Here is a 25,812-nt window from a genome sequence, read left to right as displayed (position 1 = left end):
GCGACGCGTCACTCAGCGGCCGGCGGCCGGCGGCACGCGCAGGGCCGGCAGCAGCGTGGCGGGATTTCCATCATTGGGCGCGGCAGGAATGCCCAGCAGCCGGGTCATCAGCGCATACACATCGACGTTGTCGAAACCCGGCAAGCGCTTGCCCTGCGCCAGATCCGGGCCCTGCGCCAGGAACACCGCGCGCATCGACGGCAGCGCCGGATCGAAACCGTGCGAGCCGCGCATCTGATCGCGCGGGCGCTTGGCCAGCTTGTCCGGGAACAGTGCATCCCAGCCTTCGTGCATCTGGCACACGATCGGCGGAATGCGCGGGTGCGTGCCGTAGTGCCAGCGCGCAGGCAGCTCCGTCTTGCGCCAGCAGTCGTACTGCGCATGCGCACCGAGCAGGCCGGCTTCGGCGCGGGCCTGCTGTCCCGGCAATGGCGCAAAGCCGATCACCTGCCCGTCGGTCACGGCAGTGGCGATGTCCGGGCGCGCCATGTCTTCCACGCTGATCGCATGCCCGGGCGCCACCTCGGCCATGCCGTGGTCGGAGACCACGACGATATTGGTGCGCTCGCGCGTGCCGTCGCGCTGCATGCCGGCCAGCAGCCGGCCGATCGCGCCATCCACCGCACGCACGTTGTCGGCGTATTCGCGCGACTCCGGGCCGTGGTCGTGGCCGGCTTCGTCCACGTGTTCGAAATACAGCGTGACCAGGCGGTTGCGGTCGGCTCCGGAAGCGGCCAGCCAGCCCCGCACTTCGTCCACGCGCGCGTCCAGGCTGGTGCCTTCTTCGTAATGGCGCCAACGCGTGGGGCGCACGCCGCCGATCGGCGCCTCGCTGCCCGGCCACGACCAGGTTGCGGCATGCAGGCCGTGCGTTTCCGCGCCCACCCACAGCGGCTCGCCGCCCCACCAGCGCGCATCGCCGACCGCGTCCTGCTTGCTCAGCCAGAAGCCGCCCAGCGTCGCATCGCGCATGCTGTTATGCACGATGCCGTGGTGATCCGGGCGCAGGCCGGTGACCAGCGTGTAGTGATTGGGAAAGGTCAGCGACGGGTATGACGGCGTCATCCAGCGTGCACGTACGCCGTCGTGTGCGAGCTGCGACAGCGTCGGGGTGATGCCGCGATCGAGCATGTCCGCGCGCAGCCCGTCGATGGAGATCAGCAGCACGCTGTGCGCTGAATCGCTGTGCGGTGCGCCGGCCGGCGCGGGCGCTGGCGTACTGCGCGAAGGGGCGTGGGAACTGCAGGCCGCGAGCAGTGCGAGCGCGGCAAACACAAAACGTCGATCGATCATCGCGCCAGTTTACGGCCTGGCAATGACGTCGCGAAGTCAGCGCATGCCGGTGGCGGATGCGGCGAACAGGTCGTCGGACGCTGCGCTCTGGCGCGGCGACCAGCCTTCCAGCTGCAACAAGGCCTGCTTGGTCGGCAGGCCGCCACCGAAGCCGGTCAGCGCACCATTGGCGCCGATCACGCGGTGGCAGGGCAGCACGATCGGCAATGGATTGCGCCCATTGGCAGCGCCGACCGCGCGGCTGGCGGCCGGGCGTCCCACCGCATGCGCGAGTTGCGCATAGCTCCAGGTCTGTCCGAACGGAATCTGCGCCAGCGTATGCCAGACCTGCAGCTGGAACGGCGTGCCGGTCGGGGCCAGTGGCAGGTCGAAGCTGCGCCGCCCGCCATACAGATAGTCGAGCAACTGCTCGCGTGCCTCGCGCACCAGCGGCGCATCGGGGTCGTGCTGCCAACGCGCGCGGCCGACCGCGTCGTAGCGGTTCTGCGCGAACAGGATGTGGTGCACGCCGGCAGCATCGGCCGCCACGCTGAGTGCGCCGATCGGCGAGGGAAAGGTGTCGTAATACAACGTGCTCATGGGCGGGTGTCCTTGCGATCGACAGCGAGATGCCACAGGTGCAATACGGCGTAGGCGCGCCACGGCCGCCAGGCCTGCGAGCGCGCTTCGGTGGCACGCTCGCTCAGGCGCTCGGGCGTGCCGAGCACCTGCTGCAGGATCAGGTCGCCGGCCGGAAACGCGTCCGGATGCGACAGCGCACGCATGGCGACGTAATGCGCGGTCCACGGCCCGATGCCGGGCAACGCAGTGCAGGCGGCGACGAACTCCGACAGGCGCTGGCCGGCGCCGAAATGCAGCTGCCCTTGCGCGCAGGCCGAGGCCAATGCACGCAGCGTGGCGGCGCGCGCGCGCGGCAGGCCAAGTTGTTCCAGCGGCGCCTCGGCCAGCTGTGCCGGAGTCGGAAAGATGCGGTCCAGGCCGGGCGGCATCTCCAGATGATGGCCGCCATGCCGATCGACCAGCCGCGCCGCTAGCGTTGCCGCGCCGGCGACGCTGATCTGCTGGCCCAGCACGGCGCGCACGGCCACTTCAAAGCCGTCCCAGCCACCCGGCACGCGCAGCCCGGGGCGGCGCGCGATTGCCTCGGCCAGCAGCGGCTCGGTCGCCAGCGTGGCGTGCACCGCCTGCAGGTCTGCATCCAGATCGAACAGCCGGCGCACCCGCCGCACGATCTGCGGAATCTGCCGCGGGTCGGTGGCGCCGATGCGCAGCAGCAACTCCGCACGCTGCGGCGCCGCGCTGACCTCGATCAGGGTTGCGTTGCCCGGCGTGCCGATCACGCGCCGGTAGCCGCTGGCGTCGACCTGTTCGAGGCCGGGAATCGCGCGCCGCTGCAGAAATGCCAGCATCGCCGGCAGATCCAGCGGCGGGCGATAGCCCAGGCGCAGGGTCAACTCGCCACCCGGGACCTCGGCACGCTGCTTGCGTAGCGCCGATGGCGGCATCCCGCAGCCTTCCAGGAACGCGGCATTGAAGCGACGCAGGCTGTTGAAGCCGGCCGCCAGTGCGACCTCGGTGACCGGCAATGCGGTCTCGGTCAGCAGTTGCTTGGCCAGCAGCAGCCGGCGCGTGCCATGCACTTGGATCGGGGTGGCACCGAGCTGCTGCACGAACTGCCGCTGCAGCTGGCGTGCGCTCAGGCCCACCGCGTCGGCCAGGGTCTGCACCGGCTGCTCCTGCAGGGCACCGTCGGCAATCATTGCCAGTGCGCGTTGCACGCTCTCTTCGCCCAGATGCTGCTGCGCCTGCGGCGACAGCTCGGGGCGGCAGCGCAGGCAGGGCCGGTAGCCGGCGGCACTGGCTGCCGCCGCGCTGGGGTAATAGCTGATGTTGCCCGGCTTGGGCGGCGGCGCCGGACAGACCGGCCGGCAGTAGATGCCGGTGCTGCGCACCGCGGTGAAGAACAAGCCGTCGAAGCGTGCATCGCGCGCCAGCCGGGCGCGGTCGCATTGGAGTCGGTCGGGCGTGGCGGTTTGCATGGCGCCAGTCTATGCGCTCGCCCCGGCTCCGGCTGGCCGTTTTCGGACAGGGTTGCAGCGGGCTGCTGCGTTCATGGCAGGGTCAAACGCTTCGCCCATTCAGCCATAGACTGAGGGTGATCTTCGTCGCGGTCCGTTGCCTGACATCATGCTGAAACTGCTCTGCCTGTCCCTTTCATGCGTGCTGGCGCTGGCGGCCTGCGACCGCACCAGTGCCTCGGCCGATGCCGCCGCGACGCAGCAGAGCGGTGCGGGGCAGGGCGATGGCGACCATATGGTGTCGGTGGATACGCCCGAGCCGGTGGCGCCGCCGCCGCGGCCGCGTGCACAGGCCGGCGAAGCCGGCTGGCCGCAGGCGGAGCTGGACGCGGGCAAGGCCTGGATCAGTTGCGCCACCGATTACAGCAGCGAAGCCGGCGACGGCACGCTGCTGCCGGCGCTGGACCGCGCCAGTGTTGAGGCGGCGCTGGCGCCGTGTCGCGACACTGGCCTGCTGCGGGTGCGCTACGCCGGCAAGATCAACGCCGGCTTCGCTGCGTTGGTGTGGCGGCTGGCCGCGGTAGCCGAGCAACTGCGGCTGCCGCATCGTATCCTGGACCTGGATTCCAGCGGCGGGCAGGTGGAAGCGGCGATTCGCGCCGGCGATGTCATCGGCGAATCCAACTGGACCATCTGGGTGCGCGAAGGCTCGATCTGCCACAGCGCCTGCGTGTTCGTGCTGGCCGCCGGCGACAACCGACTGGTGGCCGGCAAGGTCGGCATCCACCGCATGATGCGGATCAGTTCCAAGGCCACCTCGCGCGCGGAACTCAATCGCGAATTGCGCGAGGTCTACGGCAACGTCAAGGATTATCTGGAGCGCAACGGCGTGGCGGTGGCGGTGGCCGACCTGATGATGACCGTGCCCAACCGCAGCCTGCGCCTGCTGACGATGGACGAGCTGCGCGAGTACGGGCTGGATGGCACCAACGCGGTGCAGGACGACCTGGAGCGCATCCGCCAGATGCGCAAGTGCGGCGATGCCTTCGTGCGCCGCAAGGACGCGTTTCTGGTTGCCTTCGACCAGAAGTGCAAGGGCGAGGGCGCCGATCTGGAGGCGGTCAATGCCTGCGGCCTGGCCTTGAAGCAGCGCTTCGGCTTCCCGGATGCGGCCTGCCCGGAAGAAAGCCCGCTGGCCGAAACCGATGCCGCTGCGCTGCCGGCCACCGCCGCAGCGCAGGCCGCGCCGGCGGCCGACGTAGAGGCAGGAGCGCCAACTGCGGCACCTGCCGCAGAGTCGGCTGCCGAACCCGCGCCGGACCCCGCCCAGGGCGAGGGCTGAGCTTCACACCCACCGCACTGCCGGCTGCCTATGGTCGCGGCATACCACGGAGCCGGGGGGCGACATGCTTGGAAAGACGAAAGGCGTTGCGCTGGCATATCTGCCATCGGCGCTGCTGGTGCTGGCCGGATTTGGCGTGGCCGAACTGCTGCAGGTGATCGCTGCGGCCAGCCAGGTGCAGTGGCCGGCGACGCTGGCGGTGTGGTTGAGCCTGGCGGCCCTGATCGCGGCCATCGCGCGCGCGCTGTGGGTCAGTTGGCGACTGTGGCGGCCGCGTGGTGTCGCGGCGGTTCCGCCGGGCGGCGACATCTGATTTTTGAGTCAAGGCGTGCGTTCCCGGCACCCGGCTCGCGCGTCGCTTGCACACTCACCTCACCATGCAGCGCAGGTCGTAAACTGCCGCACCCGCCGCGAACCCTGCGGCGGTTTCCATCCGTTTGCTACGCACAAGGTCATCTGCCCCATGTTCCGTCCTCGTCTGCTTGCTGCACTGCTGTTGGCTCCCTCGCTGGTCCTGGCACAACAGCCGCAGACTGCTGCACGTCCGGCCGCCGCTCCCCAGGCGGCGCCCGCGGCCAGCCCGGCGCAGCAGGCGCAGCTGACCAAACAGAACACCGAGATGACCCAGGCGGCACTGCGGGTGGCGCAGATGGTGGATGCCAACCAGGTGGCCTCGCTATGGGATGGCGCCTCCAGCGTCGCCAAGACCGCGGTCAAGCGCGATGTCTTCGTGAGCCAGATCGGTGCCGAACGTGCACGCCTGGGGTCAGTGGTCGGACGCGGACAGGGCTCGGTGACGCGGGTCAAATACGCTGCCGGCGCGCAGGTGCCCGAAGGCCTGTACGTCAACGTCAGCTTCCCGACCCGGTTTGCCAAGGCCCAGCAGCCGGTGCGCGAGCTGGTGTCGTTCCGCCTGGACGAGGACAAGACCTGGCGGCTTGCCGGCTACAGCCTGCGCGCGTCGATCAAGTGATCTTGCAGCTCATCGGGAGACCCGCGTGGAATTGACCATCGAACTACAGATGCTGGGCTGGGCCATGGTGCTCGGCCTGGTGCAACTACTGGCCGCCTCGGCCAGCATGACCGCCCAGCGCGGGACCAAATGGAACGCCAGCGCCCGCGATGGCGACGCCAAGCCCTTGACCGGCGTCGCGGCGCGGCTGGATCGCGCCTTCCGCAATTATCAGGAGACGTTCCCGATCTTCGCTGCTGCGGTACTGGCGGTGAGCGTTGCCGGCCGTACCAATGCAGATACCGCGTTGGGCGTGCAGCTGTACCTGTGGGCGCGCGTGGCTTACGTGCCGGCGTATGCGGCAGGCATTCCCTATCTGCGCAGCGCAATCTGGGTGGTGTCGTTCTGGGGCATCGTCAAACTGGTGCGGGCGTTGCTGGGCTGGTGACGCAGGCCAGGCTGCGTGCGCGCAGCCTGTGGTTATTGGCTGAGAAAACGCAGCGATAAATCGTGCGCCTGCGACTGTGGTGGGCTGCCTGGTTCGGTTCCTGCTTGATCCTGATCAACGCCGGCTAGCACCACTGCCGTTAAACTGAGAGCCGCTACCAAGACGGCTGCGCTCACCGCCAGGCGTGCGTGCCCGGCGCGGCAGGTGCCACGCGGACATGCCGGTTGCTCTGCGCCGACCGCATCCAGCTGACCACTGCACGCGAGGTCTTGTTAGCTCCTCTGGGTCTCGGTGGTGAAGGAGCGCGGCATGCAATCGGTGGATATCGCAGTCATTGGTGCCGGACCGGTCGGCCTGAGTTTTGCGCGGTCGTTGGCCGGCAGTGGCCTGTCGGTGCTGGTGGTCGACCAGCAGCCACGCGCGCAGCTGGCCGAGCCGGCCTTCGACGGACGCGAAATCGCGCTGACCCATGCCTCGCGTGCGTTGCTGGAGCAACTGGGCATCTGGCCGCAATTTCCCGCCGATGCGATCTCGCCGCTGCGCGACGCCCGCGTCATGGACGGGCATTCGCATTTCGCGCTGACCTTCGCCGCCTCCGCGCGTGGTGCCGGCGATCTGGGCTGGCTGGTGCCCAATCATCTGATCCGTCGCGCGGCCTGGCAGGCGGTGCAGGCGCAAGCTGCGTTGGAGATGCGCTGCTCTTGCACGCTGCAGGCCGTGCAGCAGCAGCGCGACCGCGTGGGGCTGCAGTTATCCGATGGGGAAACGGTGTCGGCGCGCCTGCTGGTGGCAGCCGATAGCCGTTTTTCCAGTACCCGGCGCCTGCTCGGCATCGGTGCGCAGCTGCGTGATTTCGGCAAGACCATGCTGGTGTGCCGCATGCAGCATGCGCTGCCGCATCGGCACGCCGCGTGGGAGTGGTTCGGCTACGGCAAGACGCTGGCGTTGTTGCCGCTGCAGGGCAACCGCGCTGGCGCAGTGCTGACGCTGCCGCCGCGGCAGATAGAGGCTTTGCTGGCGATGAATGAGACCGACTTCAGCGCAGCGGTCACCGAAGCATTCGAACATCGGCTCGGCCCGATGCAGCAGGACGGCAGCCGGCATGCCTATCCGCTGGTGGCGGCGTATGCGCAGCGTTTCGTGGCCGAGCGTGCCGCGTTGATCGGCGATGCGGCAGTGGGCATGCACCCGGTCACCGCGCACGGCTTCAATTTCGGATTGCAGAGCCAGGCGCGCCTGGCCGAGCGTGTGTGCGCCGCTGCCGCCGCTGGGCGCGACATCGGGGCTGCGGCCCTGCTGCAGGGCTACGAGCGGGCGCACCGGCTGGCGACGCGGCCGCTGTATGAAGCGACCAACGCATTGGCCGCGCTGTATACCGACGACCGTGCGCCGGCCCGCCTGCTGCGACGTGGTGCCTTGCGTGCGGCGCATGCGGTGGCGCCGTTCAAGCAGGCGATTGCAGCGCATCTGACCCAGCGCAGCGTTTGACGTATCGAAGTGGGGGCGGGGAGACGCAGTGCGTGCAGCGCTGCGTTGTGGTCCTCATGCGCAGCGGCTTGCAACGGTGTTCGACGCGCGCGGGCAATGCGGTCATCCGCCCGTTAGCACGTGCTCTTGCGGCAATCCGGCGGGCTCGGTCAGCTCGGCTGTCATCAGGCGCGCCGCAGTCGGGCAGCAGCCATCAGGCCGGCGTGCTGACCCGCGCAAGAATCGCATCGATCGCGGTGCGCGCATCGCCGCTGCGCAAGGCGTCTTCCAGCAGTGGAATCACCCAGGCGCAGCCGGCCTTGGTCACGTCTGCGCGCCAGCCGCCGGGCCAGGCTTCCAGCTCGTGCAAGGCCAGCATGCTGCAACCGCCGCGCTCGGCGTGACCGCCACGGATCGACTGCTCGAACCAGAACGGCGTGGGTGAATCGGCGTCGATCGAGAAAATATAGACATCGTGGTCCGGGTCTTCAGCCGAGGGCGCGTTGTTGCGCCAGCTGACCTGCACCACGCTCATTCTGCCGGCTCCGCATCGGGGTCCAGCGCCAGCACGCGGATCTCCACATCGTCCAGTTGCACGCACTGGCCGGGGCGGATCTTGGCGGTCTTGCGCAGTTCCTGCACGCCATCGACGCTGACCGCGCCGCTGGCGACGATCGCCTTGCCCTGCCCACCGCTGTCGGCAATACCCGCCAGCTTGAGTAACTGGTTGAGTTCGATGTACTCGCCGTCCAGGTCGAATTCCAGAAATTGCATGGTGCGCTCGGTGACAGGAAGACGGCGATTATCCGCCCGTCGCAGCCGGCAACACCACCGTGCCGAGCGCAGCGCCGGCAGGTGGAGTCGGGGCAACAACGCAACGCAGACGCGCCAGCGGCGTACACGACGCCGGAGGCGCGGTGCGGGGCGGCACGCTTATTCGCGCCGAAAACGTGCAATCTCGTCCAGCATGCTTTCGGCACGCACGACGCCGGACCCGGCATGCGCGTTGTCGATGCGCTCCAGCCACGGATGGCGTTTGCGCTGCAGCCGTCGATAGCCGAGCCAGGTGCCGATACCGCCGAATACACCTACCAACAGATTGAGCAGCAGCCAGTCGTGCGGCAGGGTCAGGCCGGTCAGCCCGCGCCAGCCGGCGTCGGCCACGGCCACCCACAGCACCCAGAACGCCACGCCCAGCCACGGGGCCACCCGCGTGCGCCAGCGCCGCAGCTGCGCGAGCGCGCGCTGCGTCGGCAGCAGCGGTCCGGCAAAGTCCAGCTGCGCCAGCAGCTGCAGCTGCCGTAGTGCGGAGATCGCCAGTGCAATGCTCCACAGCTGCAGCAGCACGCCGCCGATGATGGCTGCAGCCTGATCGGTGTGGGCAAGCCAGCTGCGCGCGATCACGATGTGCAGCGTCACGGCGCACAGCAATTGCACGGATTGGCTCAGCCACAGCGGGCGCAGGCTGGTGCGCGCCGCGTGGCCACGCACCTGGCTCACGATGTGGCCGATCTGCGTGCTGTGCTGATCCAGGCGGTGTTCCATCGCGTGCCAGGCGCGTTGCATGTCGTCGAGTTCCATCGAATGTTCCTTGGGCGAAGTGGGTGGTCAGAGTTCGGCGCGGATGCGCGCCTTGAGGCGGCTGAGTTTCGTGGCGACGTTGGTTTCGCTGATGCCGAGCACCTCGCCGATCTCGCGGTAGCTGTGCGCGTCCAGGTACAGCAGCATCAAGGCGCGTTCCAGCGGCGGCAGGTGGGCGATGAAGCCGTGGAGCGCGGCGACCTGCTGCGCGTGTGCCGGGTCGCGCGTCAGCGGGTCGGCGATGCTGTCGGCCACCGCCTCCAGCGGGAGCGGGTCCTGCGGCGCGCGGCTGCGGCCGCGCAGATCGCTGATCGCCACGTTCAAGGCAATGCGATACATCCAGGTGGAAAAGCGCCGGCCGGCGTCGTAGCCGGGGAATGCCCGCCATAACTGCACGGTGATGTCTTGCGCCAGCTCGGCGCGGTCGTCCGGGTTCCAGCAATAGCTGGCCGCGACCTTCAGGACGATGCCGCGGTGCTGCTGCAGCAAGGCATTGAAGCGGGTGTGCAGGTCTGTTTCCAGGGACATGGCTCCGGCCGGGTGGGTGGATGACGAGGGTCGAGGAGATGATTCGCCGCAGCGGGCGAATCCTCACAAGCTGAACGGACTGTCACGGAAATTTCGACAGCAGGGGGCCTGAGGGCGCACACTATGCTGCTTTGCGCCTGCCGGCTCCGTGCGGCGCCTCCGGAGTTACCCAATGACCCAAGAATCTCCCGCGCCGCTGCTGTTTGCAGACCTCGGCCTCTCAGACGCTGTGATGAAGGCGGTTGCCGCCGTCGGCTACGAGTCGCCGTCGCCGATCCAGGCCGCCACCATCCCCGCGCTGCTGGCCGGCCGCGACGTGCTAGGCCAGGCGCAGACCGGCACCGGCAAGACCGCCGCGTTCGCGCTGCCGGTGCTGTCCAATGCCGACCTCAACCAGCTCAAGCCGCAGGCGCTGGTGCTGGCCCCAACCCGCGAGCTGGCTATCCAGGTCGCCGAGGCGTTCCAGAAATATGCCGAAGCCATTCCCGGCTTCCGCGTGCTGCCGGTCTACGGCGGCCAGCCCTACGCGCAGCAGCTGAGCGCGCTCAAGCGCGGCGTGCATGTGGTGGTCGGCACCCCTGGCCGCGTGATCGATCACCTGGACCGCGGCACGCTGGACCTGTCCCAGCTCAAGACGCTGGTGCTGGACGAAGCCGACGAAATGCTGCGCATGGGCTTCATCGACGACGTCGAAGCGGTGCTGAAGAAGTTGCCGGAGAAGCGCCAGGTGGCGTTGTTCTCGGCGACCATGCCGCCGGCGATCCGCCGCATCGCGCAGACCTATCTGAAGGACCCGGCCGAAGTCACCATCGCGGCCAAGACCACCACCTCGGCCAATATCCGCCAGCGCTACTGGTGGGTGAGCGGCCTGCACAAGCTGGACGCGCTGACCCGCATCCTGGAGGTCGAGCCGTTCGACGGCATGATCATCTTCGCGCGCACCAAGGCCGCCACCGAAGAGCTGGCGCAGAAGCTGCAGGCACGCGGCATGGCCGCGGCGGCCATCAACGGCGACATGCAGCAGGCCGCCCGCGAGAAGACAATTGCCCAGCTCAAGGACGGCAAGCTCGACATTCTGGTCGCCACCGACGTGGCCGCGCGCGGCCTGGACGTGGAGCGCGTCAGCCATGTGCTGAACTACGACATCCCGTACGACACCGAGAGCTACGTGCACCGCATCGGCCGTACCGGCCGTGCCGGCCGCAATGGCGACGCGATCCTGTTCGTCACCCCGCGCGAGAAGGGCATGCTGCGTTCGATCGAGCGCGCCACCCGCCAGCCGATCGAAGAAATGCAGCTGCCGAGCGTGGATGCGGTCAACGACACCCGCGTGGCACGTTTCATGACCCGCATCACCGAGACCCTGGCCGGTGGCCAGATCGACATGTATCGCGATCTGCTGCAGCGCTACGAGAGCGAGAACAACGTGCCGGCGATCGACATCGCCGCGGCGATGGCCAAGTTGCTGCAGGGCGATGCGCCGTTCCTGCTGACCCCGCCGGTGCGCGGTGCACGCGAGGAATTTGCACCGCGCGAGCGCAACGATCGCGGCGACCGCAGTGATCGCGGCGAGCGTCCGCGCTTCGAGCCGAAGTTCGAGCGTGGCCCGCGTGCCGATGGCGAGCGCGCGGCACGCCCGCCGCGTGCGGAACGTCCGGCATTCGCCAGTGATGGTGCGGGCGCCGAGCGTCCACGTCGCGATCCGGTCGCGCCGCGTGGCGAGCCGGAGTTCGGCATGGAGAGCTACCGCATCGAAGTGGGCCACACCCACGGCGTGAAGCCGGCCAACATCGTCGGCGCGATCGCCAACGAAGCCGGCCTGGAAAGCCGCTACATCGGCCGTATCGACATCCAGGACGATTATTCGATCCTGGACCTGCCGGCCGACATGCCGCGCGAGCTGCTGACGCACCTGAAGAAGGTCTGGGTGTCCGGCCAGCAGCTCAACATGCGCAAGCTGGAAGAAGGCGAGGCGGCCGCGTCGCCGTCCAAGCCGCGCTTCCCGCGCGGCGGCAAGCCGTCCGGTCGCCCGAATGGCCCGAACCGTCCGATGGACCGCGCCGGCGCGCCGCATCGCAAGGGCCCGCCCAAGCCGCGCGGCGAGTAAGCACCGCTGACAACCCGGCGGCGTGCGGCTGCCCGGCCCACCCGGCTGGTCGCCGCAGTCACTATGTTGGTTGATGCATACCGGTGTGCAGGCGTCCTGCGCCGATACCGCGGAGATTACCGGCGGCATCCTGTTAGCCATGCTAAGTTCCGCGCCGACCGTAGCCGGGCGGGCGCAGCCATACAGACTGCGCCGTTGCGGCCGCTACTGCCTTCAGGCGCCCACTGGGCGCCTGAATCGCATGGGCAGCGGCAGTGGGGGCGAGGATGACAATGGCGCAGATGGCGGGCGGCACGAGCGGTGGGCGGACCATGCACCTGATGCGCGGCTGGCTGACGCTTCCCTTGGCCTTGTTGATCGGCATGGCCGTCAGCATGGCGGTGCTCTCGGCGCTGGTGATCGAGATCCAGTCCGGGGCAATGGCCTGGATCGTCGGCCAGAGCCACTGGTCCAATGCCCAGCAGGAGTCGGTGTACTGGCTGGAGCGCTACCTGGGCAGCGGCGATCCGGCCGACCTGCAGGCCGCCTGTCGGGCGCTGGAAGTGCCGCTCGGCGACCGCGCGGCACGCGAGGCGGTCGAGCAGCCGGTGATCGACTGGGCTGCGGTCCATGCCGGGCTGGCCGCCGGCCGCAATGCCCGTGAGGACATGCCGCAAATGGTGCGGCTTTATCGCTACGGCCATGTCTTTCCGTATCTGGGCGACGCCATCGCGATGTGGAAACACACCGACGCCGACCTGCTGCAGCTGAGCACCCTGGCCGACCGGGCCGCCTCCGTGCAGGCCGCCAGCCGCCCGGATCCGCGCGCGCTGCAGGCCTTGCGCGACGAGCTGCACCTGCTCGACGGCCGCATGCGCGGCGATACCGCGCAGTTCCAGGCGCTGCTGGTCCGCTGTGCGCGGCTGCTGCACGATGTGATGGTGGTCTGCAGCCTGGCGACCCTGTTGCTGGTGCTGATCACCTGCGTGCTGGCGATGCGCCGCATCCGCAATTATCTGCTCTCGCACGAAGGCCGCTTCCGCACCGCGTTTCAGCAGGCGGCGCTGGGCATGGTCAAGTTCGACCTGCGCGGCCGCGTGCTCGATGCCAATGCTGCGATGGCCAACATCCTGCGCTACCGGCCGGAGGAACTGCAGGCCTGCACGCTGGCCGAGGTGCTGCATCCGGACCATATCGCACTGGACAGCCGCGGCCTGATCGACTGGCCGACACTGCTGCAGTCGGGCGAGCGGCGCTTGCTGCGCGCCGACGGCGGGGTGATGTGGGGGCGCTGGAGCGCGTCGCTGGTGGAGCCCGGCCCGGAGGAGCCGACCCTGGTGCTGGCAGTGATCGAAGACGTCTCGCATGCGCACGAGCTGGCCGATGAAGTCGCCTTCCATGCGCGCCACGATGCCTTGACCGGCCTGATCAACCGCCGCGAGATCGAACGCCGGCTGCTGCGCCTGATCGAGCCGCCGCAATCGCCGCAGCCCTGCCATGCGCTGTGCTTCGTCGACCTGGATCACTTCAAGCTGGTCAACGACACCTTCGGGCATGCGGTGGGCGACAAGTTCCTGTGCCACTTCGCCGACGTGATCACCATGCAGTTGCGCCCCGGCGACTGGCTGGGGCGGCTGGGTGGCGACGAGTTTGCGATCCTGCTGGCCAATACCGATCTGGCACAGGCGCAGTCCTTGCTGGAGCGCATGCATGCGGTGCTGGGTCAGCCGTGGAGCCACCAGGGCGGACGGCCGCTGACGCCGAGCTGCAGTTTCGGCGTGGTGGAAATCCGCCAGGGCGCCAGCGACGTCAATGCCTTGATGACCGCCGCCGATCTGGCCTGCCATGCGGCCAAGGAAGAAGGGCGCAACCGCATTCGCTGCTTCGGCGAAAACGATCTGGCGCTGGCGCGGCGGCGCCACGACGGCGGCTGGATCAGCGCGGTGCAGCAGGCGATCGCCGAGGACCGGCTGCTGCTGTATGCACAGAAGATCCAGGTGTTGAGCGATCCGGAACGCCTGCAGTACGAAGTGCTGGTGCGCATGCGCGCGCGCGACGGGCGGGTGCTGAGCCCGGGCGAATTCCTGCCCGCCGTGGAGCGCTACGGCTTGGGGCGCATGGTCGACGTGCATGTGCTGGAAACGCTGTGCGCGCAGCTGGCGGCCAGTCCGATGCATGTGGCCACGCTGGACCTGTGCCACGTCAATCTGTCCGCACAGTCGATCGCGCAGCCGGATTTTCTCGATTTCGTGTGGTCCTTGTTCGAGCGCTACCCGAGCCTGGTGCCCAAGCTGTGCATGGAGATCACCGAGACCGCGGTCATCGGCGATCTGGAGCACGCGCAGCGCTTCGTGCAGAGCGTGCGTGCGCGCGGCTGCCATGTGGCGCTGGACGATTTCGGCAACGGCCTGGCCTCGTTCGGCTATCTCAAGCAGTTCACCGTGGATGTCCTCAAGATCGATTGCGGCTTCGTGCGCAACTACGCGCATGACGCGGTGGACCGCGCGGCAGTGCACTCGATCGCGCAGGTGGGCCTGGCGCTGGGGATCGAAGTGGTGGCCGAGGGCGTGGAGTCGGAGGCGGACATTCCCGGCCTGCGCGAGGCCGGTGTCGGCCAGGTGCAGGGTTTCAGCCTGCATCGTCCATGCCCGCTGGACGAGCTGCTGCATGCCGGGCAGCCGCTGTTGGCGCTGTCCTGATCGCAGATTGGTGCACGCGCGCCGCTCCAAATCGCCGATAATCGGCCGATGACGACCCGACTCAACAAATACATCGCCGAAACCGGCTTCTGCTCCCGCCGCGAGGCCGATCGCCTGATCGGCGAACGCCGGGTCACCGTCAATGGCGTGGCTGCCGGCACCGGTGCGGTGGTGGGCGAGGACGACACCGTACTGGTGGACGGCCAGCCGCTGCGCACGCGCGCCGCCAGCAAGCCCGGTGGCCGCAAGCATGTCTATATCGCGCTCAACAAGCCGGTGGGCATCACCTGCACCACCGAAAGTTCGGTCAAGGGCAACATCGTCGAATTCGTCGGCCACGAGCAGCGCATCTTCCCGGTCGGCCGGCTCGACAAGGAGTCAGAAGGTCTGATCCTGATGACCAGCAACGGCAACATCGTCAACGAGATCCTGCGCGCGGAAAATCGCCACCAGAAGGAATATCTGGTGGCGGTCAACAAGCCGGTCACCGATGAATTCCTGCGCGGCATGGCGCGCGGCGTGCGCATCCACAACGAGACCACGTTGCCGTGCCGCACCGCGCGCATTGCCAAGTTCGGCTTCCGCATCGTGCTGGAGCAGGGCTTGAACCGGCAGATCCGCCTGATGTCCGCCGAATTCGGCTACCGCGTAACCCAGCTGCGCCGGGTGCGCATCGACAACATCAAATTGGCCGCGCTCAAGCCTGGACAGTGGCGCAACCTCAGTGATGCGGAGTTGCGCGGACTGCTGCCGCAACGCACCGACTGGTGAGCTTTTCAGGCGCGCTGGACTGAACCGCAACAGCGCGGTGCATCGGCTGTGCAGGCGCAACCCGATGGCCGCGCATGACCGGCTCGGTCATACTTCCGCCGCCGACAGCCAGCTGGGGAGCGGGCAGAGTGATCAAACCGACATTGCCGGACAACGAAGCCGAGCGGCTTGCAGCGCTGCGTCAGTACGAGGTGTTGGACTCGCCGCCCGAGCGTGCCTTCGACGACCTCACCATGATTGCGTCCACGCTGTGCGAGACGCAGATGGCGGCCGTGGTGCTGGTTGACGAACAGCGGCAATGGTTCAAGTCCGCACATGGCGCGCCGCGCAGCGAAGCATCGCGCGACATCTCGTTCTGCGCGCATGCGATCCTGCGCCCGGATGAAGTGATGATGGTCGACGATACCTTGCTCGACCCGCGCTTCCACGACAATCCGATGGTGACCGGCAGCTCTGCGGTGCGCTTCTATGCTGGCGCGCCGTTGGTGACCAGCGAGGGCATGGCGCTGGGCTCGCTCTGCGTCTTCGACCAGACCCCGGCGCATCTGCGCGAAGAGCAGCGCGCCGCCCTGCAGGCATTGTCGCGGCAGGCCGCGCATCTGCTGGAACTGCGCCTGGCCGGCAAGCGCCTGCGCCAGCAACTGCACGAGCGCGAATGGTACGAGCAGCAGCTGGCCGGCTATTACGCGCAAATGGATGCGCTGAATGCCGATCTGGTCGAGCAGACCCGCACCGATCCGCTGACCGGCTTGCCCAATCGACGCGCGTTTGCAGTGGCCTTGGCCGCGGCCATGGAACAGACGCGTGCGGCAGGCCAGCCATTGTCGGTGGCGTTGCTGGACGTGGACCACTTCAAGACCGTCAACGACGTGCATGGGCACGACCAGGGCGATGTGGTGCTGCGCGAACTGTCGGCGTTGTTGCGCGCGCATGTGGCCGGTGCCGGCACCATTGCGCGTTATGGCGGCGAGGAGTTCGTGCTGCTGCTGCCCAACGTGGATCTGCTGCAGGCGCGTGTGCAGTGCGAATACCTGCGCCAGAGCGTGGCGGTGATGACGATCGCGCTGCCGGTGACGGTGAGTATCGGCGTGGCCACGCTGCATCCGCAGGAGAGCGTGGAGGCGGTGATCAAGCGCGCCGACCAGGCCCTGTATGCGGCCAAGCGTGGCGGGCGCGATCAGGTGGTGGCGTTGGGGTAGGTGGCGTGCGCACGCGGGTGCGTCATCGACAAGGCCGGTCGCGGCCTGGGCCGCTGCGACGGTGGCGTTTGTTGGTTGCGCCGTGCGGTCAGTCGACGATGTTCTTCGCCTCGGCAGTGCCGAGCAGCTCCGGGTGCACGATCTTGCGCCGGCGTTCCAGCACCGGATGCAGGAACACCGCGCCGAGAATGATCGCCACGCCGAGATAGAACTGCAGGGTCAGCTCGCGTTGCTCGCCGAGCAGGGCGATCGCCAGCACGATGGCATAGACCGGTTCCAGGTTGGTCACCAGTTGCACCGAGTAGGCGCTGAGATGGCGCAGCGCCACCAGTGCCAGCGCAAACGGCAGCAGCGTGCAGGCCAGCGACAGCACCAGCAGCAGGACGCCGTCGTGCAGGCTGGGGATGATCATCAGGTCGCCATGCAGCGACGGCAGCAGCAACGGCATGGCCGGCGCCAGCACGGTCAGGGTCAAGGTGCCGGCGCCGAGCTCCAGTGCGGTGACGGTGAGCGGGTCGGCATGCGCGACCATGCGCTTGTTGAGCGAGCCGAACAGGCCGACGAATACCGCCGAAATCGCGCCGACCACCACGCCGGCGCGCATGCCATCCGGCACCCCGCCGACCACCAGCGCCACCCCAGGCAGCACCGCCAGGCCGAACAGCAATTCGCGCGGGCGGAAGGGGCGCTGCGTCACCCATGGCTCGATCACGGCGGTGAACACCGGCGCCAGTGCAATGCAGGTCGCCGCCACCGAGGCATTGGCCAGCTTGATCGCGCCGTAGAAGGTCAGCCAGTGCAGGGCCACCAAGGCGCCGATGCCGCAGTAGCCCAGCACCACGCGGCCGGACAGCCCGCGCAGTCCGCGCCACACCCGCGGCAACAGCGCCAGCGCCACCACCACGATCAACATGCGCCACCACACCAGTGGCAACGCGGGCAGCGTGATCAGCTTGCCCAGGATCGCGGTGATGCCCCAGAGCAGGACGCAGAAATGGATTTGCAGTTGCGCCTTGCGCAGGTCGGTCGTGGGCATGCGCCATTGTCGCCGAAGACGCGACGCAACGCCCCTGTCAGCGCGCCCCCAACGCCTGCAGCAACGCCATTGCCGCCGCCGGATTGCGCTCCTTGGCGGCACTGATGAAAAACACGAACACCTCGCGCGGCGTGGCTGCGGCGTGCGTCGATGCGTCGATATGCGGCAGGTCCGCCACATCGTCGCCGCGCCGCCAGGCCTGGATGCGCTCGGCCCAGCGCCCCAGTGCCGGCGCCGGGTAGCCGGCATGCAGGCGCGCCTGGCTGCGCATCAGCCGCGCATAGACAAAGTCGGTGGACAGATCGGCAAAGGACGGGTGCTCGTCCGAATCGGTGAACACCGTGGCCACCCCATGCCGGCGCACCAATGCCAGCAGCGAGGCATCCACTGCATCGTGGTCGCGGATTTCCAGCACATGGCGCAGCACGCGCTTGCCGGCACGTTTGGGCAGCAACGACAGGAAGGCGTCCAGGTCGTCGGCCTGCAGCCGATGCCCTTGTTCGAACTGCCACACCAGCGGCCCCAGCGTATCGCCGAGCTCGACGATACCGCCGATGAAGTCGTCCACCTGCGCCTGGGTGCCGGCCAGGTTGCGCGACTGGGTGATGCGGCGCGGTGCCTTGGCCGAGAAGACGAACCCGGGCGGCACCTGGTCGCGCCACTTCGCGTAAGTGGCCGGTTTCTGCGTCCCGTAATACGTGCCGTTGATCTCGATGGCGGTGACGTGGCGGCTTGCGTATTCCAGCTCGCGGCGCTGCACCAGCCCTTGCGGATAGAACATCCCCTCCCGCCATGGCGCATACACCCAGCCGCCGATACCGACGTGGATGCCATCGAGCGCGGGCGGGGTGGCGGCGAACAGGTCGGTCATGACAGATTCCACGTTGGCGTGAGCGCGCGCCTGGCATGTTCGCAGACGCACAGATGTGGCAAGCCGCCCAGATGATAGCCCCGCCGGCTCCGCGGCGAAGCAGCGCGGCCCCAAACGCTTGCGCGCACTGCCAGACAGGCGCGGCCGTTGGCGCGGGGCGGCATGCAGGCGTTGTGCACTCGATGCAGGCACCGCCCGGCCAGCCGGCGGGGCGATCGGCGGCTTACGCGGACGCGGCCATGCCGCTACCATCGCAGATCGCCACTTTCGGACCGCAGCGATGACCTGGACCACGCCCGATCTGTGTGACCGCTTTCCCGAGGTGAGCATCGCCGAACCGCTGTTCCGCTCCTATGGCGGACGTGCGGCATTCTCCGGGCCGATCGTCACCGTGCGCTGTTTCGAGGACAACTCGCGGGTGCGCGAGCTGGCCTCCACGCCTGGCGACGGCCGCGTGCTGGTGGTGGACGGGCAGGGTTCGTTGAAGCACGCGCTGCTGGGCGACCAGATCGCGATGCAGGCGGTCGCCAACGGCTGGGCCGGCGTGTTGATCCACGGCTGCGTGCGCGATGTGGAGATCCTGGCCACGCTGCCGCTGGGCGTGCTGGCGTTGGGCGCCTGCCCGCGCCGCACCGAGCGCCGCGATCTGGGTGATGTGGATGTGCCGGTGAATTTTGCCGGCGTGGCCTTCGTGCCCGGCCATTGGCTGTATGCCGATGGCAACGGCGTGTTGGTGGCACCGCTGCCGCTGTCGCTGGACAGTGCCGGCGGATCGACCTGAGCGAACGAGAGGACGTGCGACAGTGACCGTGAACCGATGGCTGAGTGGAGGCGTGCTGATGCTGGCAAGCTTGGTGACGACGACGCAGGCGGCCGAGCTTCCCGCCGGCATGCAGCAGTTCGACGCGCAGATGGAACGCGTGCGCAAGCAGTTCGATGTGCCCGGCATTGCGGTTGCCATCGTCAAGGACGGGCAGGTAGTGCTGGAGCGCGGCTACGGCGTACGCGAGATCGGCAAGCCTGCGCCGGTGCAGCCCGACACGCTGTTTGCGATCGCCTCCAACACCAAGGCCTTCACTGCCGCATCGCTGTCGATCCTGGCCGACGAGGGCAAGCTCTCGCTCGACGACAAGGTCATCGACCACCTGCCGTGGTTCCGCATGTCCGACCCGTACGTCAGCGGCGAGATGCGTGTGCGCGATCTGCTCGCGCACCGCAGCGGTTTGAGCCTGGGCGCGGGCGATCTGTTGTTCTGGCCGACCACCAGCTACAGCACCGACGAAGTGGTGCAGCGCCTGTCCAAGGTGCCGTTGAAGGGTGGTTTCCGCGATCGCTACGCCTACGACAACATCCTGTACGCGGTGGCGCAGAAGGTGATCGAGCAGGTCTCCGGGCAGACCTATGCGGCGTTTCTGCAGCAACGCATCTTCGCCCCGGTGGGCATGCGCAGTACGCGCTTCAATGCCGACCATCTGCAACCGGGCGACAACGCGGCAGTGGGCCATGCCAAGTACGACTTCACCGAGTTGCGCACGGTCGCGCCGCTGACCTGGTCCAACAACTCCGGTGCCGGCGGCATCTATTCCAGCGCGCACGACATGGCGTTGTGGATGAAGGTGCAACTGGCCGGCGGCGTTCTGCCCGATGGCACGCCGCTGTTCAGTGCCAAACGGCAGCAGGAGATGTGGTCGATGATCACACCGATCGCGATTGCCGACCCAGCCGTGCCGGAGCTGGCGGCAGCACGGCCCAATTTTTCCGGCTACGGTGAGGGCTGGAGCCTGAGCGACTACCGCGGCCATCGGCTGGTGTGGCACACCGGCGGCTGGCCGGGCATGGTGTCGCGGTTGACGCTGGTGCCCGACCAGCAGCTGGGCGTGGTGGTGCTGACCAATCAGGAGATCGGTGCGGCCTTCAATGCGGTGACCCTGCAGGTGCTGGATGCGTTCTTGCAGGTGCCGGCCACCGATTGGACCGCTGCCTATGCCCAGGCGGTGGCCAAGGCCGACGGCGATGCGGACACCAGCTGGAAGAAGCATCAGGACGCACGCGCAGCGCGCTCCACGCCGTCGTTGCCGTTGCGCAGCTATGCGGCGACCTATCGCGACCCGTGGTACGGCGACGTGGTGATCCGCCAGGACGGCAAGCGCCTGCGTCTGCAGTTTTCCAAGACCGCGCAGCTCGTTGGAACGCTGGAGCATTGGCAGCACGACAGCTTCATCGTGCGCTGGGACGATCGCAGCCTGAATGCCGATGCCTTCGTCAATTTCGCGCTGACCCCGGATGGCGCGGTGCGCGAGATGCGGATGGAGGCGATCTCGCCGCTGACCGATTTCAGCTTCGATTTCCAGGACCTGGTGTTGACGCCGGTGGCAGCGGAGCACGCGGGGCACAAGTGACACATCACTCGTCCTGCAAGCGGGGCACGGTCACTGCACGGAGCGTGTAGTGGCCGGCGACCAATGCAGTATCGGTGTGTCGTCCACGCCATCCCCAACCGGTTGCAGGGCTTTCGGGTGTCATCTGCGCCGCGATGTGGGCTGCAGGATGCATTGATCGTGGCGCGTGCCGGCAACCGGGCTCGGCGGGCATGCGTCACGTGGTCGGGCCTGCCGGTGCAGGCAGGCGTGCCGACGCCCGACGGCGCGTTGGCGCCAGCTGCATGATGCTATCGCCGGCCGGCACGGCTCGTTATGATCCGCGCACTTCTCAGGGATGTTGCCCAACGCATGACCACTCCGCAGATGTCGGTGTATTTCTTCTTGCAGGCTGCGGTGATCCTGCTGATCTGTCGTCTGGTGGGATTGCTGGCTAAGCGGGTGGGGCAGCCGCAGGTAGTCGGCGAGATGATTGCCGGCGTGGCGTTGGGTCCGTCGCTGTTCGGCATGGTGCTGCCGGATATGCAGGCGGCGCTGTTTCCCAAGCAGACGCTGGACGTGCTGTATGTGCTGGCCCAGTTCGGCGTGGGCCTGTACATGTTCCTGGTCGGCACCGACTTCCGCAGCGATCATTTCCGCGCACGCTATCGCAGCGCGATGAGCGTGTCGCTGGCCGGGATCGCGGTGCCGTTCGCATTGGCCTTTGCGATGTGTCCGTGGCTGATCAACGTAGAGGGCTTGTTCTCGGAAAAAGCCAAGTTGATGGAGGCCTCGCTGTTCCTGGGCGCGGCCATTGCGATTACCGCTTTCCCGATGCTGGCGCGCATCATCCACGAGCGCGGGCTGACCAATAGCCCGTTGGGCACGCTGGCACTCACTGCAGGTGCGTTCGACGATGCGGCGGCGTGGTGCATTCTTGCCGTGGTGCTGGCCAGCTTCGGCGGCAGCTGGGGCAGCGCCTATCTGGCCATCGGCGGCGGCGTTGCGTATGCGGCGTTCATGATCTTTGTCGGCCGGCATTTGCTGCGTCGTCTCGAGCGTTACGTGGTGCAGGACCAACCGCTGAGCAATGGCGTGTTGGCGGTCATCCTGATGCTGTTCTGCCTCAGCGCCTGGGCGATGGATGCGATCGGCATCCATGCAGTCTTCGGCGGCTTCCTGCTCGGCGTCTGCCTGCCCAGGGGCGCGTTGACCGAAAAATTGCGCGAGATGATGCAGCCGTTCGTGGTGGTGTTCCTGCTGCCGATGTTCTTCACCTATTCCGGCTTGAAGACGCAGCTGAGCGTGTTGCTGCAGCCGCAGATCATGCTGGCTGGCGTGGCGATTCTGGCCGCATCGTTCATCGGCAAGGGACTGGCCTGCTGGGCCGCCGCACGCATCACCGGCGAGAACAACCGCGATGCGATGGCGATCGGCTCGCTGATGAATGCACGCGGTTTGATGGAACTGATCATCATCAACATCGGGTTGCAGGCCGGTGTGATCGAACAAGGCCTGTTCTCGGTGCTGGTGCTGATGGCGATCCTCTCCACGCTGATGGCCACGCCGCTGTTTAACTGGATCATGCGTCGCCATGCCGACGTGACCGCTGCGGTGCCGAGCCTGCAGCAGCGTTGATGCTCGCAGCGGCCTGGTATGCCAGGCAGCTGCGAGCGCGGCGGCGCAACCGCGCGAACGCCTCAGCGCGACAACGGCAGCTGCACGCTGGCCAACAACCCGCCGCCGGCGCGATTGCCCAGGATCAAGCGGCCATCGTGCGCCTGGCAGATGGCCGAGGCGATCGCCAGGCCCAGGCCGCTGCCACCGGAATGGCGCGCGCGTGAACTGTCCGCGCGCCAGAAGCGGTCCAGCAAGTGCGGCAGCTGCGCAGGCTCAACGCCGGGGCCACGGTCGCCGAGCGTGACCAGCACATGCGCACCATCGCGGCGCAACTCGATATCCAGCACCTTGCCTGCGGCGGCGTAGCGCAGTGCGTTGTCGATCAGGATGGAAAACACCTGGCCCAGGCGATGGCGGTCGGCGTAGACGCGTAGCCCGGAAGGTGCCGGCGCAGTGACCGTCGTGTGCAACGCGCGGATTGTCGGGCCTGCCCATTCCACCCGCTCGACAATCAGCTCATGCAGATCGAAACTGTCCGGCTCCAGCACCAGCTGGCCGGCACGTGCCAGCGACACCAGATGCAGGTCGCCGATCAGCCGGTTGATCTGTTCCAGCTGGCGATGGACCAGGCGCAATTGCTCGGGATTGCGCGGGAAGACCTCGTCCAGCATGCCCTGTACGCGGCCCATCGCTGCGTTGAGCGGGGTGCGCAGTTCGTGTGCCAGCATTGCGCTGGACTCGCGCAGTTCGCGTTCGTACTGCTGCAGTTTGCCGCTCATGGCGTTGAAGTCGTCGGCCAGCGCCGTAAGCTCGTCCGGTGCGCCTGCCACCACCAGCGCGCGTGCGCCGAAGTCGCCATCGCTGACCCGATGCGCGGCCCTGGCCACCTGGGAAAATTGCCGCGACAACGGACGCGATGCAAGCAGCCCGCAGACCAGGATCACCGGGATGGAGAGGGCGACCATGGCCCACAGCATCCACCAGTCAGGGTTGGCCAGCCCGGGCAGAAAATTTTCCACATCGTAGTACTGCTGCAGCAGTTGCCACAGACGTGCCTCGTTGGCGACCGGCTGTTCGCGCAGTTGTTCGATTTCGGTGCGGGCCGCCGCCGGCAGCTTGCCCAGGATCAGGCTGTCGCGCAGGTTGAAGTAGCACCACATGCCAAAGGCGATCACCACCACGGTCACCACTGCCAGTGCGCTCATCCGCAAGCCCACCCACATCCACAGCGGCGCTTGCCGGCGCCAGGCGTTGAAGCGCCGCAGGGCATTCATTGGAAGCGGTATCCCACCGCGCGCACGGTGACCAGCACGCCGGTGATGCCGTGCACCTCCAGCTTGCGGCGCAGGTTGTGGATGTGCGAATCCACCACCCGTTCCAGTGCATCGCTGTCGGGCAGGCAGGCATCGAGCAGTTCGCTGCGGGTGAATGCCTTGAACGGCGTCTTGAGCAGGATGGCGAGCAGGTTGAACTCGGTCGGGGTCAGGTCCAGTGCCAGCTGAGCCCCGGCCGGGTCCTGCACGGTGGCCACCACCGCGGCCAGGTCCACACTCAGGCGGCCATGCCGCAGCGGCTCGCCCGGCGCACGCACCGCCACGCTTCGGCGCAGCACTGCATGGACGCGCGCCACCACTTCCTTGGGGCTGTACGGCTTGACCACGTAATCGTCGGCGCCATAGCGCAGTGCGCCCAGCTTCTCCGGCTCGTCGCCGATGGCGGTGACCATGATGACCGGGGTATCGCTGGCGCGGCGGATCGCCGACAGCACCTCGATACCGCTGAGCCTGGGCAGCATCACGTCCAGCAGCACCAAATCCGGCGCCCACTGACGATGCAGGTGAATCGCCCGCTCGCCGTCTCCGGCAATGGCAACGTCGAAGCCGTCGCGACGCAGATAGGCGTCCAGGATGCTGGCGCTGTCTGCATCGTCTTCCACCAGCAGAACCTTTTTGCCTGTCATGGCGTGTTGCCCTGTCGTCTCGATCAAATCTGGATAATTCCCGCAAACAACCTGGACGCTGCAGGTCGAGGATGTCGGTCGAGATTGGCTCGTGTGCTCCGACATCATGATTCCACAACTGACCGCGCCTCGTTGTTTCCGCGCCCTGCGTAATGCGGCAATCGCCATGTTGCTGGGCGGCTGTTCATTGACGCCGACTTACCAGCGACCGGCGGTGACCGTGCCGGGCACCTTCGGCAGCCAGCAGGCGGTGGCCGCTGTGGGACCGAGCGAGCCGGTGGGGATCGAGCTGAATCTGCAGGAACGCGCGTTTGTGCAGGCGTTCGCACCGGATCGCGATCTGCGCCCGTTGCTGCAACGCGCGCTTGCGCACAACAGCGACTTCCGTCGCGCCGCCTTGCAGGTGGAGCAGGCACGGGCGCAGTACCGTATCGAGCGCGCCGCGCGCGTGCCAAGCATCGGCGTGGGTGCACAACAGGTGCGGCAGCGCTTCGACGATCCGGCCCTGGACGCGCGCTACGCGCAGGATCTGGTCGTTGCCAACGTCGGCATCGGCAATCTCGAGCTGGACTTCTTCGGCAAGCTGCAGGCCATGTCCGAGGCGGCGCGGCAGCGCTATCTGGCCAGCACCCATGGGCGCGATGCGGCACGGGGCGCGCTGGTTGCCGAGGTGCTGCGCGCCTACACCACCGAACGCGCAAGCAGCCAGGCGCTGCAGCAGCTGCAAGCAGCCGATGCCGACAGTGCTGCGCTGCTGGCCATCGCACAGCGGCAGTACCGGATCGGGCTGATCGCGCGCGACCAGCGCGATGGCCAGCAGCATCAGGCCGATCAGGCCCATGCAGCGGCCTTGCAGGGCGCCGACGACCACGCTGCGGCATTGCGCGCGCTGCAACTGCTGGTTGGCTACGACAGCTTGCCGGTGCCGGGCGACCTGCGGCGCCTGATTGCCGCAGATACACCCAGCACGGCGTGGCGTGCGCTTGATTCCTCGTTGTTGCTGCAACGCCCGGACATCCAGCAGGCGGAGCTGGAACTGCGCGCGGCAAACGCCGACATCGGCGCAGCACGCGCCGCGTTCTTTCCATCGATCACCCTGAGCAGCAGCGTGGGCACCGCCAGCGATGGCTTGAACGGGCTGTTTTCCGCCGGCCACGGCATGTGGAGCTTCAGCCCGCAATTGAACCTGCCGTTGTTCGACGGCGGCCGCAACCGCGCCAATCTCGCCCTGGCGCAGCTGCGCCAGCGCGCCGATGTCGCGGCCTACGAACAGGCGATCCAGTCCGCCTTCCGCGAGGTCGCCGATGCGCTCGACGCGCACGCCACCCTGGCCGACTCCGAACCGCGTGCACGTGCGCAGGCCGAGCGTGAGCAATCGCGCATGACACGGCTCAGCAGGCGCGTGGAGGCAGGCCTGGAAGATCGCACCACGCTGCTGACCGAGCGCCTGCGCGCCACGCAGGTGCAACTGGATTACCTGACCACCGCACGCCAACGCCTGTTGAGCCGGATTGCCCTGTTTCAGGCGTTCTACGGCGTTTGCCTGCCATCCCTTTCCTGATCGCTGACGGAGATTTTCATGGC

At 67.7% G+C, this 25,812-nt stretch carries 24 protein-coding genes and 1 other RNA gene; 14 read left to right on the top strand and 11 right to left on the bottom strand.

What is annotated here, in order from left to right; genetic code table 11:
- Positions 1–12 precede the first annotated feature (12 nt).
- From KHN93_RS14115 to KHN93_RS14105, 3 genes are read right to left on the bottom strand one after another with little or no spacing between them, the layout of a single operon-like run.
- Positions 13–1,293, bottom strand: coding sequence for an alkaline phosphatase family protein (locus tag KHN93_RS14115; RefSeq protein WP_211920441.1), 1,281 nt, complete (start codon positions 1,291–1,293; stop codon positions 13–15).
- 36 nt (positions 1,294–1,329) lie between these two features.
- A complete protein-coding gene (locus KHN93_RS14110) occupies positions 1,330–1,872 on the bottom strand; it encodes a methylated-DNA--[protein]-cysteine S-methyltransferase (protein ID WP_104625752.1) in 543 nt (180 codons plus the stop codon).
- Positions 1,869–3,332 carry an AlkA N-terminal domain-containing protein gene (locus KHN93_RS14105; RefSeq protein WP_211920439.1) on the bottom strand — a complete coding sequence of 488 codons (1,464 nt, stop codon included), beginning with the start codon at positions 3,330–3,332 and terminating at the stop codon, positions 1,869–1,871. The genes KHN93_RS14110 and KHN93_RS14105 overlap by 4 nt, the downstream gene beginning before the upstream one ends.
- 148 nt (positions 3,333–3,480) lie before the next feature.
- Here KHN93_RS14105 and KHN93_RS14100 point away from each other — a divergent pair, with 148 nt between their 5' ends.
- The 6 genes from KHN93_RS14100 to ubiM all read left to right on the top strand — a co-directional run bounded on the left by KHN93_RS14100 (position 3,481) and on the right by ubiM (position 7,541).
- Positions 3,481–4,653 carry a COG3904 family protein gene (locus tag KHN93_RS14100; RefSeq protein ID WP_211920437.1) on the top strand — a complete coding sequence of 391 codons (1,173 nt, stop codon included), beginning with the start codon at positions 3,481–3,483 and terminating at the stop codon, positions 4,651–4,653.
- A gap of 64 nt (positions 4,654–4,717) precedes the next feature.
- Positions 4,718–4,966, top strand: coding sequence for a hypothetical protein (locus KHN93_RS14095; protein WP_039526321.1), 249 nt, complete (start codon positions 4,718–4,720; stop codon positions 4,964–4,966).
- A 150-nt stretch (positions 4,967–5,116) separates the two neighbouring features.
- Positions 5,117–5,626, top strand: coding sequence for a DUF4019 domain-containing protein (locus KHN93_RS14090; protein WP_211920435.1), 510 nt, complete (start codon positions 5,117–5,119; stop codon positions 5,624–5,626).
- A 25-nt stretch (positions 5,627–5,651) separates the two neighbouring features.
- On the top strand, positions 5,652–6,053 hold the full coding sequence (locus tag KHN93_RS14085; protein ID WP_039522329.1) for an MAPEG family protein: 402 nt from the start codon (positions 5,652–5,654) through the stop codon (positions 6,051–6,053).
- 202 nt (positions 6,054–6,255) lie between these two features.
- Positions 6,256–6,331, top strand: a non-coding RNA gene (locus KHN93_RS14080) — sX9 sRNA.
- Positions 6,332–6,362: 31 nt separating this feature from the next.
- Entirely contained in the window at positions 6,363–7,541 is a 1,179-nt protein-coding gene (ubiM, locus tag KHN93_RS14075; RefSeq protein WP_211920433.1) for a 5-demethoxyubiquinol-8 5-hydroxylase UbiM, read from the top strand.
- A 193-nt stretch (positions 7,542–7,734) separates the two neighbouring features.
- On the opposite strand, the gene KHN93_RS14070 is transcribed toward ubiM, so the two are convergent.
- The 4 genes from KHN93_RS14070 to KHN93_RS14055 form a co-directional block, all read right to left on the bottom strand.
- Positions 7,735–8,055 (bottom strand): hypothetical protein, encoded by a 321-nt coding sequence (locus KHN93_RS14070; RefSeq protein WP_104559404.1) that lies wholly within the window; start codon positions 8,053–8,055, stop codon positions 7,735–7,737.
- Entirely contained in the window at positions 8,052–8,294 is a 243-nt protein-coding gene (locus tag KHN93_RS14065; protein ID WP_024939760.1) for an RNA-binding S4 domain-containing protein, read from the bottom strand. Before KHN93_RS14065 ends, KHN93_RS14070 begins: the two co-directional genes overlap by 4 nt.
- Positions 8,295–8,453: 159 nt before the next feature.
- On the bottom strand, positions 8,454–9,101 hold the full coding sequence (locus KHN93_RS14060; RefSeq protein ID WP_211920431.1) for a hypothetical protein: 648 nt from the start codon (positions 9,099–9,101) through the stop codon (positions 8,454–8,456).
- 27 nt (positions 9,102–9,128) lie between these two features.
- A complete protein-coding gene (locus KHN93_RS14055) occupies positions 9,129–9,629 on the bottom strand; it encodes an RNA polymerase sigma factor (RefSeq protein WP_104553004.1) in 501 nt (166 codons plus the stop codon).
- A 172-nt stretch (positions 9,630–9,801) separates the two neighbouring features.
- Here KHN93_RS14055 and KHN93_RS14050 point away from each other — a divergent pair, with 172 nt between their 5' ends.
- The 4 genes from KHN93_RS14050 (at position 9,802) to KHN93_RS14035 (ending at position 16,384) form a co-directional block, all read left to right on the top strand.
- Complete coding sequence (locus tag KHN93_RS14050) at positions 9,802–11,736, top strand: DEAD/DEAH box helicase (RefSeq protein WP_039522317.1); 1,935 nt, start codon at positions 9,802–9,804, stop codon at positions 11,734–11,736.
- A gap of 272 nt (positions 11,737–12,008) precedes the next feature.
- Positions 12,009–14,414 carry a putative bifunctional diguanylate cyclase/phosphodiesterase gene (locus KHN93_RS14045; RefSeq protein ID WP_211920429.1) on the top strand — a complete coding sequence of 802 codons (2,406 nt, stop codon included), beginning with the start codon at positions 12,009–12,011 and terminating at the stop codon, positions 14,412–14,414.
- A gap of 48 nt (positions 14,415–14,462) precedes the next feature.
- On the top strand, positions 14,463–15,185 hold the full coding sequence (locus KHN93_RS14040; protein WP_016903964.1) for a pseudouridine synthase: 723 nt from the start codon (positions 14,463–14,465) through the stop codon (positions 15,183–15,185).
- Between the two features lie 74 nt (positions 15,186–15,259).
- The gene (locus tag KHN93_RS14035) at positions 15,260–16,384 is read left to right on the top strand and encodes a GGDEF domain-containing protein (RefSeq protein WP_208406724.1); all 1,125 of its coding nucleotides are present in this window, start codon (positions 15,260–15,262) and stop codon (positions 16,382–16,384) included.
- An 88-nt stretch (positions 16,385–16,472) separates the two neighbouring features.
- Here KHN93_RS14035 and KHN93_RS14030 read toward each other — a convergent pair whose 3' ends face one another.
- A complete protein-coding gene (locus KHN93_RS14030; protein WP_024939754.1) occupies positions 16,473–17,420 on the bottom strand; it encodes a DMT family transporter in 948 nt (315 codons plus the stop codon).
- Between the two features lie 37 nt (positions 17,421–17,457).
- Positions 17,458–18,291, bottom strand: a complete 834-nt coding sequence (locus KHN93_RS14025) for a DUF72 domain-containing protein (protein ID WP_211920427.1) — start codon at positions 18,289–18,291, stop codon at positions 17,458–17,460.
- Between the two features lie 280 nt (positions 18,292–18,571).
- On the opposite strand from KHN93_RS14025, the gene rraA reads away from it, so the two are divergent.
- The 3 genes from rraA (at position 18,572) to KHN93_RS14010 (ending at position 22,286) form a co-directional block, all read left to right on the top strand.
- Entirely contained in the window at positions 18,572–19,072 is a 501-nt protein-coding gene (rraA, locus tag KHN93_RS14020; RefSeq protein ID WP_024939752.1) for a ribonuclease E activity regulator RraA, read from the top strand.
- Positions 19,073–19,094: 22 nt separating this feature from the next.
- Positions 19,095–20,690 carry a serine hydrolase gene (locus KHN93_RS14015; RefSeq protein WP_211920425.1) on the top strand — a complete coding sequence of 532 codons (1,596 nt, stop codon included), beginning with the start codon at positions 19,095–19,097 and terminating at the stop codon, positions 20,688–20,690.
- A 330-nt stretch (positions 20,691–21,020) separates the two neighbouring features.
- Complete coding sequence (locus KHN93_RS14010; protein WP_211920423.1) at positions 21,021–22,286, top strand: cation:proton antiporter; 1,266 nt, start codon at positions 21,021–21,023, stop codon at positions 22,284–22,286.
- A gap of 62 nt (positions 22,287–22,348) precedes the next feature.
- Here KHN93_RS14010 and KHN93_RS14005 read toward each other — a convergent pair whose 3' ends face one another.
- Together KHN93_RS14005 and KHN93_RS14000 are read right to left on the bottom strand one after the other, a co-directional pair.
- On the bottom strand, positions 22,349–23,542 hold the full coding sequence (locus KHN93_RS14005; protein ID WP_104559409.1) for a sensor histidine kinase: 1,194 nt from the start codon (positions 23,540–23,542) through the stop codon (positions 22,349–22,351).
- Positions 23,539–24,228: a response regulator gene (locus KHN93_RS14000; protein WP_047128993.1), complete on the bottom strand. Its 690-nt coding sequence runs from the start codon at positions 24,226–24,228 to the stop codon at positions 23,539–23,541. The genes KHN93_RS14005 and KHN93_RS14000 overlap by 4 nt, the downstream gene beginning before the upstream one ends.
- A gap of 106 nt (positions 24,229–24,334) precedes the next feature.
- Between KHN93_RS14000 and KHN93_RS13995 the strand changes: the two genes are divergently transcribed.
- Positions 24,335–25,789, top strand: a complete 1,455-nt coding sequence (locus tag KHN93_RS13995; protein ID WP_146092502.1) for an efflux transporter outer membrane subunit — start codon at positions 24,335–24,337, stop codon at positions 25,787–25,789.
- Positions 25,790–25,812: the final 23 nt, after the last annotated feature.

Origin of the sequence: Xanthomonas arboricola pv. juglandis (assembly GCF_905367715.1) — a bacterium.
Classification (GTDB): domain Bacteria; phylum Pseudomonadota; class Gammaproteobacteria; order Xanthomonadales; family Xanthomonadaceae; genus Xanthomonas; species Xanthomonas arboricola.
Note: the sequence above shows the minus strand (reverse complement) of the source record. Positions and strands in the feature narration are given on the sequence as shown.